The sequence below is a fragment of the Marinobacter sediminicola genome, assembly GCF_031157525.1.
In the GTDB taxonomy this organism is placed as follows: domain Bacteria; phylum Pseudomonadota; class Gammaproteobacteria; order Pseudomonadales; family Oleiphilaceae; genus Marinobacter; species Marinobacter sediminicola.
This window is the reverse complement of the sequence record NZ_JAVIXR010000003.1, coordinates 375819-392863: the sequence shown is the minus strand read 5'-3', so window position 1 is coordinate 392863 and position 17045 is coordinate 375819. Positions and strand designations below refer to the sequence as shown.

Genomic DNA, 17045 nt, shown 5'->3' with positions numbered 1-17045 from the left:
AGAGGATTACTTAGCTTCTTTCGCTTTCATGGCCTTCGCTTTTTCGATGGCTTCGTCCATGCCGCCAACCATATAGAATGCCTGCTCAGGCATATCATCATAGTCGCCATTAAGGATGCCTTCAAAGCTGCTGATGGTCTCTTTCAGAGACACGTACTTGCCCGGTGAGCCGGTAAATACTTCCGCAACGTGGAACGGCTGAGACAGGAAACGCTCAATCTTACGAGCACGGGAAACGATCTGCTTGTCTTCTTCAGACAGTTCGTCCATGCCCAGAATGGCGATGATGTCTTTCAGTTCCTTGTAGCGCTGCAGTACGTTCTGTACACCACGGGCAACCGCGTAATGCTGCTCACCAATGATCAGCGGATCCAGCTGACGTGAGGTGGAGTCCAGCGGATCGATCGCAGGGTAGATACCCTTGGAAGCGATATCACGGCTCAATACCACGGTAGCATCAAGGTGCGAGAAGGTGGTGGCTGGTGACGGGTCAGTCAAGTCATCCGCCGGTACGTATACCGCCTGAATGGACGTGATAGAGCCAGTCTTGGTGGAGGTAATACGCTCCTGCAGCTCACCCATTTCCTGGGCCAGAGTCGGCTGATAACCTACCGCTGAAGGCATGCGACCCAGCAGTGCAGATACTTCAGTACCGGCCAGGGTGTAACGGTAGATGTTGTCGATAAACAACAGTACGTCACGACCTTCGTCACGGAACTTCTCAGCCATGGTGAGACCGGTCAGGGCAACACGCAGACGGTTTCCTGGGGGCTCGTTCATCTGGCCGTAGACCATTGCTACTTTATCAAGAACGTTAGAGTCCTTCATTTCGTAGTAGAAGTCGTTACCTTCACGAGTCCGCTCACCAACACCTGCGAATACGGAGAGACCAGAGTGCTCTTTCGCGATGTTGTTGATCAGTTCCATCATGTTAACGGTCTTGCCTACACCGGCGCCGCCGAACAGTCCAACTTTACCACCCTTGGCGAACGGGCAGATCAGGTCGATAACCTTGATGCCTGTTTCCAGCAGGTCGGCAGAAGCTGATTGGTCTGCATAGCTGGGTGCTTTGCGGTGGATAGCCCAACGCTCTTCTTCACCGATAGGGCCGGCTTCGTCGATAGGACGACCCAAAACGTCCATGATGCGACCCAGAGTCTGGGTGCCCACGGGAACGGAAATCGGCTTGTGTGTGTTTTCTGCTTTCAGGCCACGCTTCAGGCCTTCAGTGCTGCCCATCGCGATGGTGCGAACAACGCCGTCGCCCAGCTGCTGCTGAACTTCCAGTGTAGTTTCGCCACCTTCAAGCAGCAGTGCGTCGTAAATGCCTGGAACGGCGTCACGTGGGAATTCCACGTCGATAACCGCGCCAATGATCTGAACGATGTGTCCGCTACTCATGCTCGGTTCCTCGTTATCTTCATAGTCAATAATACCAGTAGGATTGTGGCGAATCAGACCGATGCCGCGCCGCTCACAATTTCCGAAATCTCTTGCGTAATGGCTGCCTGACGAGCTTTGTTGTATACCAACTGCAGGTCTTTAATAATGTCACCGGCGTTATCGGTAGCACTCTTCATGGCAATCATTCGGGAGGCCTGTTCGCAAGCCAGGTTCTCTACCACGCCCTGATACACCTGGGACTCAATATAGCGTGGCAGTAGCCCGTCGAGAATCGGACGTGCATCCGGCTCGTAAATGTAATCCCACTGGGTACCGATATCTTCTTCGATGCCTTCCGGCAGCGGCAGTAGCTGCTCTGATTTCGGCAGTTGCGTCATGGTGTTGACGAATTCGTTGCTCACCAGATACAGGCGGTCAATCTTGCCCTCACTGAAAGCATCCAGCATCACCTTGACGTTACCGATCAGAACTTCCGCGCTGGGATCGTCACCGATGTGTGTCAGTGCCGCGACCACGTTGCCACCGTAGCTGCGGAAAAATGAAGCGCCCTTCTGCCCGATAGCGCAGAGGTCAATCGCCACATTTTTGTCTTTCCATTCACGCATTTCGCGAACCAGCAGTTTGAACGCATTGGAGTTCAAACCACCGCACAATCCGCGATCGGAGGAGATAACGATGTAGCCTACACGTTTCACCTCACGCTCTATCATGAACGGATGACGGTAATCCTTGTTGGACTTGGCAATGTGTCCAATTACCTGGCGCATCTTCTCCGCATAAGGGCGGGTGGCCCGCATGCGTTCCTGAGCTTTGCGCATTTTACTCGCCGCTACCATTTCCATGGCGCTAGTGATTTTCTGCGTGCTCTTGATGCTGCCGATCTGGTTACGTATTTCTTTTCCGATGGCCATAGATCACTGCCCTTTCAAGTTAGACACTCATTTGGACCTACAGGCCCGCCGCAGCGGGCCGGCGGTGTTACCAGGTTTGAGTGGTCTTGAATTTCTCCAGCGCAGCTTTAAGACCTGCGGCAACGTCATCGTTGTAGTTGCCTTCGGCACCGATCTTCTCAAGCAGTTCTTTTTGCTCTGAACGCAACCAATCCAACAACTGGGCTTCAAACTGAACAACTTTGGTGACGTCTACGTCATCAAGGAAGCCTTCGTTAGCTGCGAAAAGAACACTACCCATTTCAGCCACAGTCATGGGGCTGTACTGGTTCTGCTTCATCAGTTCGGTAACACGCTGACCGTGCTCGAGCTGCTTACGTGTTGCGTCATCCAGATCCGAAGCAAACTGTGCAAACGCTGCCAGCTCGCGATACTGAGCCAGAGCCAGACGGATGTTACCGCCCAGTTTCTTCATGATCTTGGTTTGAGCTGCACCACCTACCCGAGATACCGAAATACCGGCGTTCATCGCCGGACGAATACCGGAGTTGAACAGGTTGGTCTCAAGGAAGATCTGGCCGTCGGTAATGGAGATTACGTTGGTCGGTACGAAAGCCGAAACGTCACCTGCCTGGGTTTCGATGATTGGCAGTGCGGTCAAAGAACCGGTCTTGCCTTTCACTTCACCGTTGGTGAACTTTTCAACGTAGTCTGCGTTTACGCGGGAAGCGCGCTCCAGAAGACGGGAGTGCAGATAGAAAACGTCACCGGGATAGGCTTCACGACCTGGCGGACGACGCAGCAGAAGGGAGATCTGACGGTAAGCAACAGCCTGCTTGGACAGGTCATCGTATACGATCAGGGCATCTTCACCGCGGTCACGGAAGTATTCACCCATGGTGGTACCGGAATACGGTGCCAGGAACTGCATGGCGGCCGGATCGGCGGCGCCTGCGGCTACTACGATGGTGTGATCCATCGCACCGTGCTCTTCCAGCTTGCGCACAACCGCAGCAATCGATGACTGCTTCTGGCCGACGGCAACATAGATACACTTGATGCCGGAGTTCTTCTGGTTGATGATCGCGTCGATGGCGACTGCTGTCTTACCAATCTGACGGTCACCAATGATCAGCTCACGCTGACCACGGCCAACAGGAACCATGGTATCGATCGCTTTCATACCGGTCTGGATCGGCTGATCAACAGACTGACGCTCGATAACACCTGGCGCTACCTTCTCAACCGGATCGGTCAGGCTGGTACCCAGCTCACCCTTTCCGTCGATCGGATTGCCCAGACCGTCAACAACACGACCCAGCAGTTCCGGGCCAACCGGAACTTCAAGAATACGACCGGTGCAACGAACTTTCTGACCTTCGGCCAGACCTTCGTAGTCGCCCAGTACTACGGCGCCGACAGAGTCACGTTCAAGGTTCAGCGCCATGCCGAATGTGCCGTTGGCAAATTCGATCATTTCACCGGACATTACGTCGGCCAGGCCGTGAATCAGCACAATACCGTCTGCAACAGACAGAATGGTGCCTTCGTTTTTTGCTTCAGAAGAGATATCGAGCTTTTCGATTCTCTTTTTAATGATGTCACTGATCTCGGATGGATTCAGTTGCTGCATGCCTTTGTCCTCAAACCTTTTACTGAAATCAGGAGCCCAGAGCTTTAGCCATTTTGGCCAGCTTGCCACGGACTGAAGCGTCAATAACCAGATCGCCGGTATTTACCACCACACCGCCGATCAAAGAACGATCAACAGCGGTTTCCAGGGCGACTTTACGCTCCAGTTTCCTGGACAATGCTTCTGCCAGCTTTTGCTGCTCTTCCGGAGTCATTTCAAACGCAGTACTTACCTTCATATTTACCGTGCGCTCAAGTTCTGCGCGGTAGAAGGTGAACAGGGTTGAAATTTCCGGCAGCAACGCCAGGCGCTTGTTTTCAGCAAGAATCAACAGGAAGTTTCTGAGCGCTTCGGGCATCTGTTCTTCAGCAGTATCGAAAAACAGCTCTGCCTTGCGTTGCTCAGACAGGCCAGGATTGGCCAGAATTTTCTTCACAGCGCCGTCAGCTGCCAGCAAACCAACAAGAGCAAGAGCCTGATCCCAGGATCCTACGGCATCTTGCTCTTTTGCGGCATCAAAAACGGCTTTGGCGTAGGGCCGGGCTAACGTAGTCAGTTCTGCCATGGGACCCTCGCTTAGAGTTGTGCTGCCAGCTTGTCCAGCATCTCGCTGTGAGCTTTGGCATCGACAGAGGTTTCCAGAATCTTCTCGGCACCGGCAATGGCAAGCAATGCCACTTCTGTTCTGAGTGCGTCGCGAGCCTGAACACGCTCCTGTTGAATTTCCGCTCGGGCTTGCTCAATGAGCTTTTCGCCTTCTTTGCGGGCATCGTCTTTGGACGCTTCCACAATCTGAGCGGCACGCTTGTTGGCCTGATCAATTAGAACGGAAGCTTCTTCTTTGGCTTGCTGCATTTGCTGGGCGGCTTTTTCCTGAGCTAGCTCAAGATCCAGTGAAGCCCGGTCAGCAGCGGAAAGACCATCAGCAATCTTCTTCTGGCGCGCTTGCATGGCAGCCGTAATCGGCGGCCAAACATACTTCACGCAGAACCAGACGAAAATAGCGAAGGCAATCGATTGCCCTATCAACGTAAGGTTTATATTCACGGCAATATACCTCTTGCTATTCGTTGCGTGCTGGAGACCAAAAAACCGGGCGCCAGGCTCTGATTACCAGAGCAGCGCCCGCATTATTGGGCTAATTAGCCAGCAACAACGAAGATCAGGTACATCGCGATACCAACACCGATCATTGGAACGGCGTCCAGCAGACCAGCCATGATGAAGGTTTTAACCTGCAGCTGGTTAGCCATTTCTGGCTGACGGGCTGTAGCTTCAAGCAGTTTTCCGCCCAGAATACCAAAGCCGATACCGGTGGCCAGTGCGCCCATACCGATGATGATCGCTGCTGCAATAAATACCATTTCCATTGAGAACTCCTCAGTTTTTCAGATAGTTAAGGGTTTGCTTTTTAACGGGTAAATCAGTGATCTTCGTGCGCCGCTGCAAGATAAACAATTGTCAGCATGGTGAAAATAAATGCCTGCAACGGAATTACCAGAATATGGAAAATCGCCCAAGGCAGGTTCAGTGTCCACTGCGCCCAGAAAGGCAGCAATGCGATCAGGATAAACACCACTTCGCCAGCGTACATGTTACCGAACAAACGCAGTGCCAGACTGATAGGCTTCACTATCAGAACCAGAACTTCCAACACCAGGTTAACAGGGATCAGCGCCCAGTGATTGAAGGGTTGCATACCCAGCTCTTTGGCGAAACCGGTAATGCCTTTTACTTTCAGGCTATAAAAGATGATCAGCAGGAAAACGCCAATGGAAATACCAAAGGTGGCGTTGGGATCAGTAGTTGGAACAATCTTGAAGTACTCAAGACCCATGGCTGAAGCTAGCATTGGCACGTAATCCACCGGGATGAACTTGAGCATGTTCATCAACAGAATCCACACGAAAATAGTCAGCGCCAGTGGCGCAATCAGCGGATTGCGGGCATGAAAGCCGTCTTTTACCAGGTTCTCGATGAATTCAACGGTGACTTCCACCAGATTCTGCAATGCACCGGGTACGCCGGTAGTAACGCGCGTTGCCACATAGCGGAAAAGCCCAAGGAACAGGAGCCCCATTGCGATGGACCAGCCCAAGGTGTCCACGTGGACGGCCATGAAGCCCATATCGGAGGCTTCCTGAGCGGTACGGGCGAAGGTCCAGGCGGACTCGCTCATCACGCTGCCATCAAATCTCTCATAGCCCGCTTCAAGCTTGCCATAGGTGAGATTCTGGAGGTGGTGCTTAATATACTCTACTGGGGTATCAGCCATTCTGCTCTCGTCCCATCATCGCCGTGTTGTTGGTCGTACCAGCCAGCGCAACGCGCCACCTGCCATAACCATCACAGCAAAAGTGAATAACAGAGCCGGTACGTATACCGGCTCCATTAAAGTGAAAACGGCCGCGAAAAAAATTGCGGTAAGGGCGATTTTGGTGGTTTCCGCCCGAAAAAAATTTCCCACCATCAGGTGTGCGTTACGAGCACCCTGGTATCGATAAACCCGATATGCAAACCAGGTATTTGGCACTAAAAATATAAGACCGCCTACAAAAGCGGAATAAGCTGCCAAGGGGCTATGCAATAACCACAACACGCTAAAAAGGCTCAACCAGCTAAACTCAATGGCCAGCCAACGAGCTAAAGGAACTTGGGTGATTCGAGATTGCCGAGATTTCATATCACCACCATTCCAATCGCGCGAAATTATATGTTTTAAGCACTAGTTGTTCAACCAGACTCTGAACGAAATCTGACTAAATTTTCAACACATAGGGCTTAAGAAGGGGCATTTACCACACAATTTGTGGCTTCGGTGCGTCACGGTAACGACATCTGGTGTTTGTAGGTCTTTGGGCCTACAAGCTGTTTTTTATCCACGATTAGCGGATATGGCCAAGAATACCGTCCAACTCATCGAGCGAGCTGTATTCTATGACCAGTTTGCCTTTGCCACGCTGGCCATGGGCAATAGATACTTTTGCTCCCAGGCGCTCTGCAAGATCATCCTGCAGGGCACGAATATTGGGATCAATGGCGCCCGGTTTTGAAGGTTTTCCAGCAACGGAATCTTGCTGCATCCGACGAACCAGAACTTCTGTCTGGCGCACTGACAGAGATTTAGCGACAACCTGTTTGGCCACCTGCATCTGCTGTTCCGGCGTGAGTGTCAGCATAGCCCGACCGTGGCCCATTTCCAGATCGCCATGTTCCAGCATCAATCGCACATCTTCGGTTAACCCAATCAGGCGCAGAAGGTTAGTGATGGTGGAACGGGACTTGCCCACCGCTTCAGCCACCTGGGCCTGGGTCAGGCCAAATTCATCCTGTAAGCGCTGGAGTGCGAAAGCTTCTTCTATAGGATTGAGGTTTTCGCGCTGAATGTTCTCGATGAGCGCCATGGCGATGGCTGCCTCATCAGGAACATCCCGGATGATGGCGGGGATGCTGTCCAACTCGGCCATTTGGGTGGCCCGCCAGCGGCGCTCACCGGCAATCAACTCATAGCGGCCTTCCGCAATGGGGCGAATAACAACCGGTTGCATCACGCCTTGTTGGCGAATGGAATCCGCCAGCTCCTGCAGGGCAGCCGGATCCATGTCGCGACGTGGCTGAAAACGACCGCGCTGGATCAGATCGATAGGAACCTGTCGCAACTCGCCGTCGTGATCTTTCAGTTCCTGGTCCAGGTTAACTCTGGAACCGGCCAGCAGGGCTCCCAGCCCGCGCTCGCCCAATCCTCGTTTCTTCGCCGCCATGGTGTCAGTCATTCTTCCCGTTAAATAGTCGTTGTGCTTCTTTGTTAAAAGAGACGAGCCGCTATGTTACACCGCAACCGGAGTCGATGTCTTTTTCACCCCGTGGCGACGCACCATTTCACCGGCCAGCGCAAGGTAGGCAATCGCACCCTTGGAGGTTTTGTCATACTTTAATGCGGGCATGCCATAGCTGGGCGCTTCCGCTAGACGCACGTTACGGGGAATTACCGCACGGTACACCTTGTCTCCGAAATACTCGGTAAGCTGGCCAGAGACATCCAGCGTGAGGCTGTTCCGGGGGTCATACATGGTTCTGAGGATGCCTTCGATTTCCAGATTCGGGTTCACCGTTTCCTTGATCTGCTCTACGGTATTCATCAATGCCGCAAGGCCTTCCAGAGCGTAATACTCACACTGCATGGGGATAAGCACTGAGTCCGCTGCAGACAATGCGTTTACCGTTAACAGGCTCAGTGAGGGTGGGCAATCGATCAGAATGTAATCGTAGTTGTCTCGAATGCCGTTGATCGCAAGCCTGAGCCGATGCTCCCGGCCAATCTCGTTCATCAGCTCAACTTCAGCGGCGGTCAGATCGCCGTTGGACGGCATGATGTCAAAACCGGAGGCTTCTGCCGGAATAATCACTTCGGCGGCGGTCGCGCGCTTGGTAAGCAAGTCGTAGCCTGAGAGTTCCAGTGAGCTCTTGTCGACACCACTGCCCATGGTGGCGTTGCCTTGGGGATCCATATCCACCAGCAAAACCCGGCGCCTGGTGGCGGCCAATGAGGCTGCAAGATTGACGCAGGTAGTGGTTTTGCCCACACCACCTTTTTGATTGGTCACTGCAATCACGCGCGCCATGTCTCGCCTCCTTGTTAATGAATACCGCTGCCGAATACCGTTGCGAGTACTGGGGTTATTCTTTAATGGAACTACTCTGCCCGACCCAGCACCAACAGGTGCCTCTCACCACCAGCACCGGGAACACCCAGGGAATGTCTGGATGATACCTGCCAACCCGCAGGAAGGGCAGCCACCTCATCATCCGGATACTGTCCTTTCATGGCAAGGAAGCTGCCATTATTCGCCAACAGCTCGCCACACCAGTTCACCAGATTATCCAATGCGGTAAATGCCCGGCTGCTGATCTGGCTAAATGGCTGCTCTGGCTGGCAATCTTCAGCTCGGCCATGGATAACATCCACGTTTTTGAGGCCCAGCTCCAGCACACACTGATTCAGAAAACGGGTTTTCTTGCCGTTGCTATCCAGCAGGGTGAAGCGCGTTTCCGGCAGCACAATGGCCAGAGGAATGCCCGGCAAGCCGCCGCCAGCACCCACATCGAGAAGATGTTCCGTGGTTACCCAAGGCAGAATACTGAGGCTGTCGAGCAACTGGCGGGAAACCATCTCCCCCTCGTTGCGCACCGCCGTGAGGTTGTATGCCTTGTTCCACTTGTTGAGCAGAGCAAGAAATTCCAACAATCGTTGTTGCTTGTCGTCATCGAGGGAAAGCTGCATTTGCGCCAGCCCTTCCCGGAGTTGGCGCTGCCAGAGTGTTTGAGTCATGGCAGGGTTCAGGCGCTCTGCTTGCGCAAAAGCTCGCGCTTTTTCAGATTTACCAATATCTGCGAGATCGCAGCCGGCGTTACACCCTGTATCCGCGAGGCTTGTGCAACCGTTTCCGGGCGAACTTCTTTCAGCTTCTGCTTGATCTCATTCGACAACCCGCCGATTACATCGTAATCCAGATCAATAGGCAGCGCCGTGTTCTCATTCCGGCGCAAACGCTCAATTTCGTCGGTCTGGCGCGAAATATAGCCTTCGTACTTGATCTCGATTTCCACCTGTTCCGCCACAACCGGGTCTTCTGCTTGCGCAGCCCCGATTTCAGCCACATGGCTGTACACAATTTCCGGGCGACGCAGCAACTCCGCCAGGGTGTGATCCCGGGTCATGGGCTGTTTAAGGAAAAGGTTGGCGCGATCGCCCGCTTCAGTTGCCGGGTGTATACGGGTGTTCTCGAGGCGTTTGCGCTCTGTCGCAATGGCTTCAAACTTGGTATTGAATTTTTGCCAACGCTCGTCATTTACCAATCCCAGCTTGCGGCCGGTTTCGGTGAGGCGTAAATCGGCGTTGTCTTCGCGCAGGATGAGGCGGTATTCCGCTCGGCTGGTGAACATGCGGTATGGCTCTTTGGTACCCATGGTGATCAGATCATCCACCAGCACCCCGAGATAGGCTTCATCGCGGCGCGGATACCACTCGCTCTTTTCCTGCGCGCGCAGGGCTGCGTTAATGCCCGCCAGCAAACCCTGGGCACCCGCTTCTTCATATCCAGTAGTACCGTTGATCTGGCCGGCGAAATAGAGACCCTGGATGAACTTGGTTTCCAGAGTGTGGCGCAAGTCCTGGGGGTTCAGATAATCATACTCAATGGCATAGCCAGGCCGCGTGATATGGGCATTTTCAAAGCCTGGAATGGAACGCACTGCCGCCAGCTGGATATCAAACGGCAAGCTGGTGGATATGCCATTTGGATACAACTCATTGGTGGTCAGGCCTTCTGGCTCTACAAATATTTGATGCGAGTCTTTGTCGGCAAAACGGTTGACCTTGTCTTCAATCGACGGGCAATAGCGTGGCCCGACGCCTTCAATGTTACCGGCAAACATGGGCGAGCGATCAAAGCCGCTGCGGATAATATCGTGGGTCTGCTCGGTGGTGCGGGTGACGTAGCAACACACCTGCTCTGGATGCTGATCCCGGCTGCCAATAAATGACATCACCGGCGCAGGGTTGTCGCCCCACTGCTCCTGCATCACGGAGAAATCGACACTGCGGGCATCAATACGCGGCGGTGTGCCGGTTTTCAGGCGGCCCACGTTAAATGGCAGCTCTCGCAACCGTTGAGCCAACGCGTTGGCTGGCGCATCGCCGGCACGTCCGCCAGAATGCTGCTGCATGCCAATGTGGATAACACCGCCGAGGAAGGTACCTGTTGTCAGTACGACAGTTTTAGCGTTAAACCGGATACCCGTCTGGGTCACCACGCCAGTTACCTGGTCGTTTTCCACAATCAGGTCATCTGCAGCCTGCTGAAACAGGGTGAGATTTGGCTCGCTTTCGAGAGTATGGCGAATGGCAGCCTTGTACAGAACACGGTCTGCCTGGGCTCGGGTAGCTCGCACTGCCGGGCCTTTTCGGCTGTTTAGCACCCGGAACTGTATGCCTGCCAGATCAGTTGCCTGAGCCATGGCGCCGCCAAGGGCATCAATTTCCTTAACCAGATGGCTTTTGCCAATGCCTCCAATAGCCGGGTTGCACGACATCTGCCCAAGGGTTTCAATGTTGTGGGTCAGCAGCAGGGTTTGCGAGCCCATACGTGCGGCCGCAAGCGCGGCTTCAGTGCCGGCATGGCCACCACCAATGACAATAACATCGAAACGGGTCGGAAAATCCACAGCTCACCTCGGAAATCGGGGGATAAAAACAGGGCCGGGAGTATAACGTTTCGCCCGGAAAAATGCAGTCAGAATGTGCAAATTTTAACCAGAAACACCTGCACATGGCAGCCACTGGGTCGCTGTCACCGGATAAAACACCTGCTTAACGCTTCGTGTGATGCAGCGAAAAACCTAAATCATCGGGTTTTCATAGGCTTGGGCAGCTCTCCTCAAAAAGTTTTCAATAAAGTTATCCACAAATTCATCGCTTATAAAGCGCCCCTCATTGACAAATAAGCCGTTGTTTTAAATGATATTATAAAATTATATTCAAGGCTTATTCGCAGCTTATCCAACTATTTATCCACAGAACTCTATCCTGCTCGCCGCCTCAAACGCCACACGGCTATGAGCACAAGCCCATTGACCAGTGAGATCAACAGAAAAAAGCCCGGAATACCCACTTCGAGAAGCCCGAGTACAACAATGCCTGTGAGTGCGCTTACAACCATGAACAGCGCATTTATTACATTCAGTGCTGCAATGATTCGCGCCCGTTTATTTTCAGGGGTTTCATGCTGGATAAACGCGTAGAGGGGCACAATAAACAAACCACCGCACACGCCGATACCTACCAGATCAGCTAATACCCGGATGTAAGCTGGATCCGTGACCAGTGTCCACCAGGTGGAGGGCTCCGGGCTTGCCGGTACCGCGAAAAACAGATCTACCCCAAAAAGGGTCAACCCAAGGGCGCCCCAAGGAATAGGGGTCAAAGTGATTCGATGCCGTGTAAGGCGCTCACACATCATCGAGCCGATTGAGATGCCCACGATAAACATGGACAGAAGAAGAGTGACCACGGTTTCGTCACCCTGAAGGTTACTCAAGGCGAAGTTTGGAAACTGGGTGAGATAGGCTGCACCAAGAAACCAGAACCAGGAAATGGCGAGAATCGCCCCAAGCACCGGCTTGCGCTCGGCGGCCACACCCATCAGGTGCCAGGTTTCCAACACCGGGCGGAAGCGCACCGCCTGCGCATTAAGGGTTACCCCAGTGTCTGGCACCTGTCTTGCGGCGATATAGCCTAAAACTGCCATCACCAAAACGCTCGCAGCCGTGAGCTTTACCGCGCCCTCAAGCCCCATCAACAAGCCGGCGGCTATGGTGCCGAGCAAAATGGCAACAAACGTGCCCATGCTCACCAAGCCATTGCCACCTACCAGCTCATCTTCCCCAAGCACCTGGGGCAGAATGGCGTACTTCACCGGCCCAAAAAAGGTAGATTGGGTGCCCATCAAGAACAGCAGCACCAGCAGTCCTTCGTACCAACCTAGCCAGAGCGCTAAGGTAGCCAGTGCCATAATGCCTATTTCGGCGAGTTTTACTTTGCGGATAATCGCCGCTTTCTCGTAGCGGTCGGCCATCTGCCCGGCAATGCCGGAAAACAGGAAGAACGGCAGGATGAACAAAAACGCAGCCAGATTGATTACCGTGTTCACCGACATCCCCATCAAACCCGTGGTCTGATAGGCAATCAGCAACAAGAGCGCGTTTTTATAGAGGTTGTCGTTGAACGCTCCGGAAAACTGGGTGAGATAAAACGGCAAAAATCGCCGCTGTCCCAGTAAACGGAACTGGCTGGGTATGGCCATAAAACCTTCCGGATTGCAGGGTCACACCAGCCCGTTATTAATCTGACGAACTGGCTTGGGATAAAGAGGCCTGGCGCTCCAGCTCATGTTCAATCGCATTGGCGGATTTGGCAAAGCCTGCCAGCAGATTGTATAGCACCGGGATGATAAACAACGTAAGCGTGGTCGCAAAAATCAGCCCTCCCAATATCACCATACCAATCGCCGCCCTGCTCTCAGCGCCCGCGCCTGTTGCAATAACCAGAGGCACCGCCCCAAAGACCGTGGAGATGGTGGTCATCAGTACGGGCCGAAAGCGCAGGGACGCACCCGCCAGAATTGCGTCTTTTACCACGTAGCCTTCGTCTCGCAGCTGGTTGGCAAACTCCACAATCAATATGCCGTTCTTCGACATGAGTCCCAGCAGCATGATGATCCCAATCTGGCTGTATATGTTCAGGCTGATGCCGCTCCACCACAATGCCAGCAGTGCACCGGTCACGGCCAATGGCACCGGAAGCATGATGATCAGCGGGTGAATCCAGCTTTCAAACTGGGCTGCCAGCACCAGAAACACGATGATGAAGGCCAGGCCGAAGGTGACATAAATCGCGGAGGAGGATTCCTGAAACTCCCGGCTCAAGCCCTGGTAACTCAACCGGGCTTCTGACGGCAAGGTGTCTACTGCAAGCGTGTTCAGGTAGGTCAGTGCGGAGCCAAGATCATAGCCATCTGCCAGAGATCCGCTGATAACCACGGCCGGCAGGCGATCTATGCGGCGAAGATCGGGGTTTGCCCCTTTCTCTGTAATTGAAACCAGTGCCTGCAGTGGAATCAGGTCGCCACCTTCTCTCGGACGCAAGAATATCTGGCCCAGATCCGATGGTGTCGCGCGGCTGGCATCATCGGCCTGCATGATGACATCGTACTCGCGACCCCGTTCCAGATAGGTTGTTACCTTCCGTGATGCCAGCATGGTTTGCAGTGTAAGGCCCACATCTTCAATAGTTATGTCCAAATCTGCCGCTCGCTCGCGATCAATGGCAACACTGAGCTCCGGCCGGGTGAGCTCAAAGTCAGTTTGCAGGTTCAGCAGGTTGGGATTGTCTTTGGCCCGCTCTACCAGCTCATCACTCCAGGCCTGCACGGATTCATAGTCCGGCCCGGCAACTACAAACTCTACTGGCTGGCTGAAACCACGCTGCCCCAATCCTGGTGGATTGATCGCCACCATGCGAATACCGGAAATATCAGCAAACTTTTTCCGTATATCGTTGGTCACCTGCTGTTGCTTGATCTCCCGCTCATCCCAGGGGGCCAAACCCATAATAATGAATGCGCTGTCTTCCCGCTCGCGGAAGCCGACAATGGACAACATGCGGCTGGCAGGCCCATCTTCCAGGAAAGGCATGAGCTTTTCTTCTGCCTGTTTTACATAGTGATCGGTGTACTGAACGGTGGCGCCCCGAGGCGCACTGGCGGGCATAATAATCGTGCCTCTGTCCTCGGTAGGTGCCAGTTCCTGAGGCAGTTTCGGGTATATCACTACCGCCACAACCAGCCCCACCAAACCAATGCCCAGCACCAGGCCAGCTTGATTGAGTGAAAACCTCAGCAGCCGTTCGTATCCACTGGTGAGTCCGTTCAGAACTTTCTCGATAACCGCCCAAAAACCACGCCCCTCGCCACTTGTCGGGCTGGGCTTGAGCCACTTGGAGCAAAGCATGGGCGCGAGAGTCAGCGCCACCAGGCTGGACACAACCACCGCCGCCGCCAGTGTGAAACCAAACTCCGCAAACAACCGGCCTATGTTGCCGCCCATAAACGAAATGGGCACGAACACAGCCACCAGTGTGAGGGTGGTGGCAATCACCGCAAAGGCTACCTGCCTGGCACCACGATAGGCGGCCAGCAGCGGCGGCTCGCCCTTATCAATTCGGCGCTGGATGTTTTCCAGCATCACTATGGCATCGTCCACCACCAGGCCAATGGCGAGTATGACCGCCAGCAAGGTGAGTACGTTGATGGAAAAACCCAGGAAGCCGAGCCCAATAAAGGCACCGATTACCGCTACCGGTATGGTCACTGCGGGGATCAGCGTGGCGCGCCAGGAGCGCAGGAACAGGAAGATCACCAAGATGACCAATGACACTGCAATTGCCAGGGTGATCATTACCTCGCGAATGGAGGCACGGATAAATATGGATTCATCGTAGCTTTCAGTGATGCTGATTTCCGGTGGCAGGGTTTCCCGTATTTTATCCAGCTCACCCCGGACAGCATCAGATACAGCCACTGTGTTGGCCTTGGACTGCCGGATAATGCCCATTCCAATGGCGGTTTGGCCGTTGGCGCGCAAGCGCCCGATATCGGACTCCACACCCATCACCACATTCGCAACTTCTCCCAGGCGCAGCAGCTGATTGCCATCCCGGCGAATCACCAGCTCACGGAATTCTTCAACCGTTTCCAGCCTGCCTTCTGCCCGCACGGTAAAGTTACGAGTGGAGGAATCCACAGAACCCGCGGGTAGCTCTACGTTGTTAGCGCGCAACGCCCGCTCAACTTCGGCCACGGTTATATCCCGAGCCGCCAGGCGTTCCCGGTCAAGCCACACGCGAATGGCATAGCGGCGTTCACCACCAATTCGCACATCGGCGACGCCATCCACCACCGCCAATCTATCTGCCAGAACCCGGTCGGCATAGTCGCTCATCTGGGCTGAATCCCAGTGATCGCTGCGCAGGGTTACCCACATCATGGGGCGGGCATCGGAATCCGCTTTGCGCACCACGGGCGGATCGGCTTCATCCGGTAACTGGTTGTTCACCCTCGAAATAGCATCGCGAACATCGTTGGCTGCAATGTCCACATCCCGACTGGAGGAAAACTCGATAGTGGTATAAGACCCACCCTGACGGGTGGATGACTGGATAGAACGAATCCCTTCTATCCCGCTGATGGCACCTTCGATGATCTGAGTGATCTGGGTATCAACCACCTCAGCGGCCGCACCCGTATAGCTGGTAGAAACAGACACCACGGGTGGGTCAATGTCGGGATATTCGCGCACCGGCAGGCCGAACAAGGCAGCCAGACCAAACACGACAATCAGCAGGCTGAGAACCGTAGCAAACACCGGACGTTTGATGGAAATATCTGAAAGAATCACGGCTTACGACTCCACAGAAAGGGTAAACCGGTTTTCGGGAATCGCGTTTATATCATCGATCACCCGGATACGTTCACCACTACTAAGCCGATCTTGCCCTGTCACCACCACCGAATCGTCTGCTGTTAGCCCTTTCGCAATTTCCACACGCCCGGGCATACGTGAGCCCAGCGTTACTGGCACGCGCCGGGCAACACCGTCATCTGCCACAAACACATATTGTTCGGCACCACGAACCATAACTGCCTGCTCCGGGATAACCAGAGCCTGGCGCTCACGCAATGTCAGGCTAACGGACATAAACTGGCCTGGGCGCAACTGCCCCTCCGTGTTATCAATCAGGGCGCGAACCGGTAACGAGCGACTGAGCTCATCAATGCGGGAACCCAATTCAACCAGTTCGCCAATGAATACCTGATCAGGGTAAGCCGGGGAGCCACCCTGTACCTTCTGGCCCGGACTGATCTGGCCAAGAAAGCGCTCGGGGATGGAGAAATTCAGCTCCATGGGGGATGTGGCATCCAACGTTGTTATAGTGGTGCCCGCGGTTATATAGGCGCCGATACTAATATCACTCAAGCCTGCCACGCCGGAGAACGGGGCGTCAATACGGTGGTTTTCAAGCCTGACCTGCGCCGCGGTACGCTGAGCTTCAGACACCTCTACGGCGGTTCTCAGCTCATCCACGAAGGACTGGGAAATACTGTTGTTGTCTCGCAGACTTTTGGCTCTTTCGTATTTACGCCGAGCGTCTGCCAACTGGGCTTCAATAACACCCAGATCTGCCCTCGCCTGTCGATCATCAAGCCGCAGCAGCAGGTCGCCCTGTTTTATCCGGCGGCCAGACTTCAAATTGATCGCTACCACACGGCCGCTAGTTTCAGTGGTCAGGTTCACCTCATTGACTGCATTCAAGCTACCAACTGCCCTGATTTCATCCCGCACCGTATCCGTTGCAGGCAACACGATGTTCACTGCACTCGCAGGCCGCTCACGAGCAACCTGCGCCTCAGCCGATTCATCCAGGCTGCGATAAACGAAAGCAGCACCCAGTGCTAATACGACCAGTAGAAAACCGATCAGCCATTGTTTCAACATAAAGTCTC

15 protein-coding genes are annotated in these 17045 nt (G+C 54.0%); all 15 read right to left on the bottom strand.

Translation table 11 applies throughout. The features are described 5' to 3' along the window. Window positions 1–6: 6 nt before the first annotated feature. Complete coding sequence (gene atpD, locus RG807_RS06675; RefSeq protein WP_309044191.1) at window positions 7–1401, bottom strand: F0F1 ATP synthase subunit beta; 1395 nt, start codon at window positions 1399–1401, stop codon at window positions 7–9. Window positions 1402–1454: 53 nt separating this feature from the next. Next, entirely contained in the window at window positions 1455–2315 is an 861-nt protein-coding gene (gene atpG / locus RG807_RS06670) for a F0F1 ATP synthase subunit gamma (protein ID WP_200201636.1), read from the bottom strand. A 67-nt stretch (window positions 2316–2382) separates the two neighbouring features. After that, the gene (atpA, locus tag RG807_RS06665) at window positions 2383–3927 is read right to left on the bottom strand and encodes a F0F1 ATP synthase subunit alpha (RefSeq protein ID WP_309044190.1); all 1545 of its coding nucleotides are present in this window, start codon (window positions 3925–3927) and stop codon (window positions 2383–2385) included. Window positions 3928–3955: 28 nt separating this feature from the next. Further along, window positions 3956–4492, bottom strand: coding sequence for a F0F1 ATP synthase subunit delta (locus tag RG807_RS06660; protein WP_298451557.1), 537 nt, complete (start codon window positions 4490–4492; stop codon window positions 3956–3958). An 11-nt stretch (window positions 4493–4503) separates the two neighbouring features. Next, window positions 4504–4974 (bottom strand): F0F1 ATP synthase subunit B, encoded by a 471-nt coding sequence (locus RG807_RS06655; protein ID WP_200201633.1) that lies wholly within the window; start codon window positions 4972–4974, stop codon window positions 4504–4506. Between the two features lie 95 nt (window positions 4975–5069). Next, a complete protein-coding gene (gene atpE / locus RG807_RS06650) occupies window positions 5070–5297 on the bottom strand; it encodes a F0F1 ATP synthase subunit C (protein WP_014873137.1) in 228 nt (75 codons plus the stop codon). A gap of 53 nt (window positions 5298–5350) precedes the next feature. Next, the gene (atpB, locus tag RG807_RS06645; protein WP_298451537.1) at window positions 5351–6202 is read right to left on the bottom strand and encodes a F0F1 ATP synthase subunit A; all 852 of its coding nucleotides are present in this window, start codon (window positions 6200–6202) and stop codon (window positions 5351–5353) included. A 15-nt stretch (window positions 6203–6217) separates the two neighbouring features. Beyond that, entirely contained in the window at window positions 6218–6610 is a 393-nt protein-coding gene (locus RG807_RS06640; RefSeq protein ID WP_298451534.1) for an ATP synthase subunit I, read from the bottom strand. Between the two features lie 202 nt (window positions 6611–6812). Further along, window positions 6813–7688: a ParB/RepB/Spo0J family partition protein gene (locus tag RG807_RS06635; protein ID WP_309044188.1), complete on the bottom strand. Its 876-nt coding sequence runs from the start codon at window positions 7686–7688 to the stop codon at window positions 6813–6815. Window positions 7689–7754: 66 nt separating this feature from the next. Next, window positions 7755–8549, bottom strand: a complete 795-nt coding sequence (locus RG807_RS06630; protein ID WP_309044187.1) for a ParA family protein — start codon at window positions 8547–8549, stop codon at window positions 7755–7757. 71 nt (window positions 8550–8620) lie between these two features. Next, window positions 8621–9256, bottom strand: coding sequence for a 16S rRNA (guanine(527)-N(7))-methyltransferase RsmG (gene rsmG / locus RG807_RS06625; protein ID WP_309044186.1), 636 nt, complete (start codon window positions 9254–9256; stop codon window positions 8621–8623). 8 nt (window positions 9257–9264) lie between these two features. Beyond that, complete coding sequence (mnmG, locus tag RG807_RS06620; RefSeq protein ID WP_309044185.1) at window positions 9265–11151, bottom strand: tRNA uridine-5-carboxymethylaminomethyl(34) synthesis enzyme MnmG; 1887 nt, start codon at window positions 11149–11151, stop codon at window positions 9265–9267. 356 nt (window positions 11152–11507) lie between these two features. Further along, the gene (locus RG807_RS06615; RefSeq protein ID WP_309044184.1) at window positions 11508–12788 is read right to left on the bottom strand and encodes an MFS transporter; all 1281 of its coding nucleotides are present in this window, start codon (window positions 12786–12788) and stop codon (window positions 11508–11510) included. Window positions 12789–12825: 37 nt separating this feature from the next. Beyond that, window positions 12826–15939 carry an efflux RND transporter permease subunit gene (locus RG807_RS06610; RefSeq protein ID WP_309044183.1) on the bottom strand — a complete coding sequence of 1038 codons (3114 nt, stop codon included), beginning with the start codon at window positions 15937–15939 and terminating at the stop codon, window positions 12826–12828. Between the two features lie 3 nt (window positions 15940–15942). After that, complete coding sequence (locus tag RG807_RS06605) at window positions 15943–17037, bottom strand: efflux RND transporter periplasmic adaptor subunit (protein ID WP_309044182.1); 1095 nt, start codon at window positions 17035–17037, stop codon at window positions 15943–15945. Between the last annotated feature and the right edge of the window lie 8 nt (window positions 17038–17045).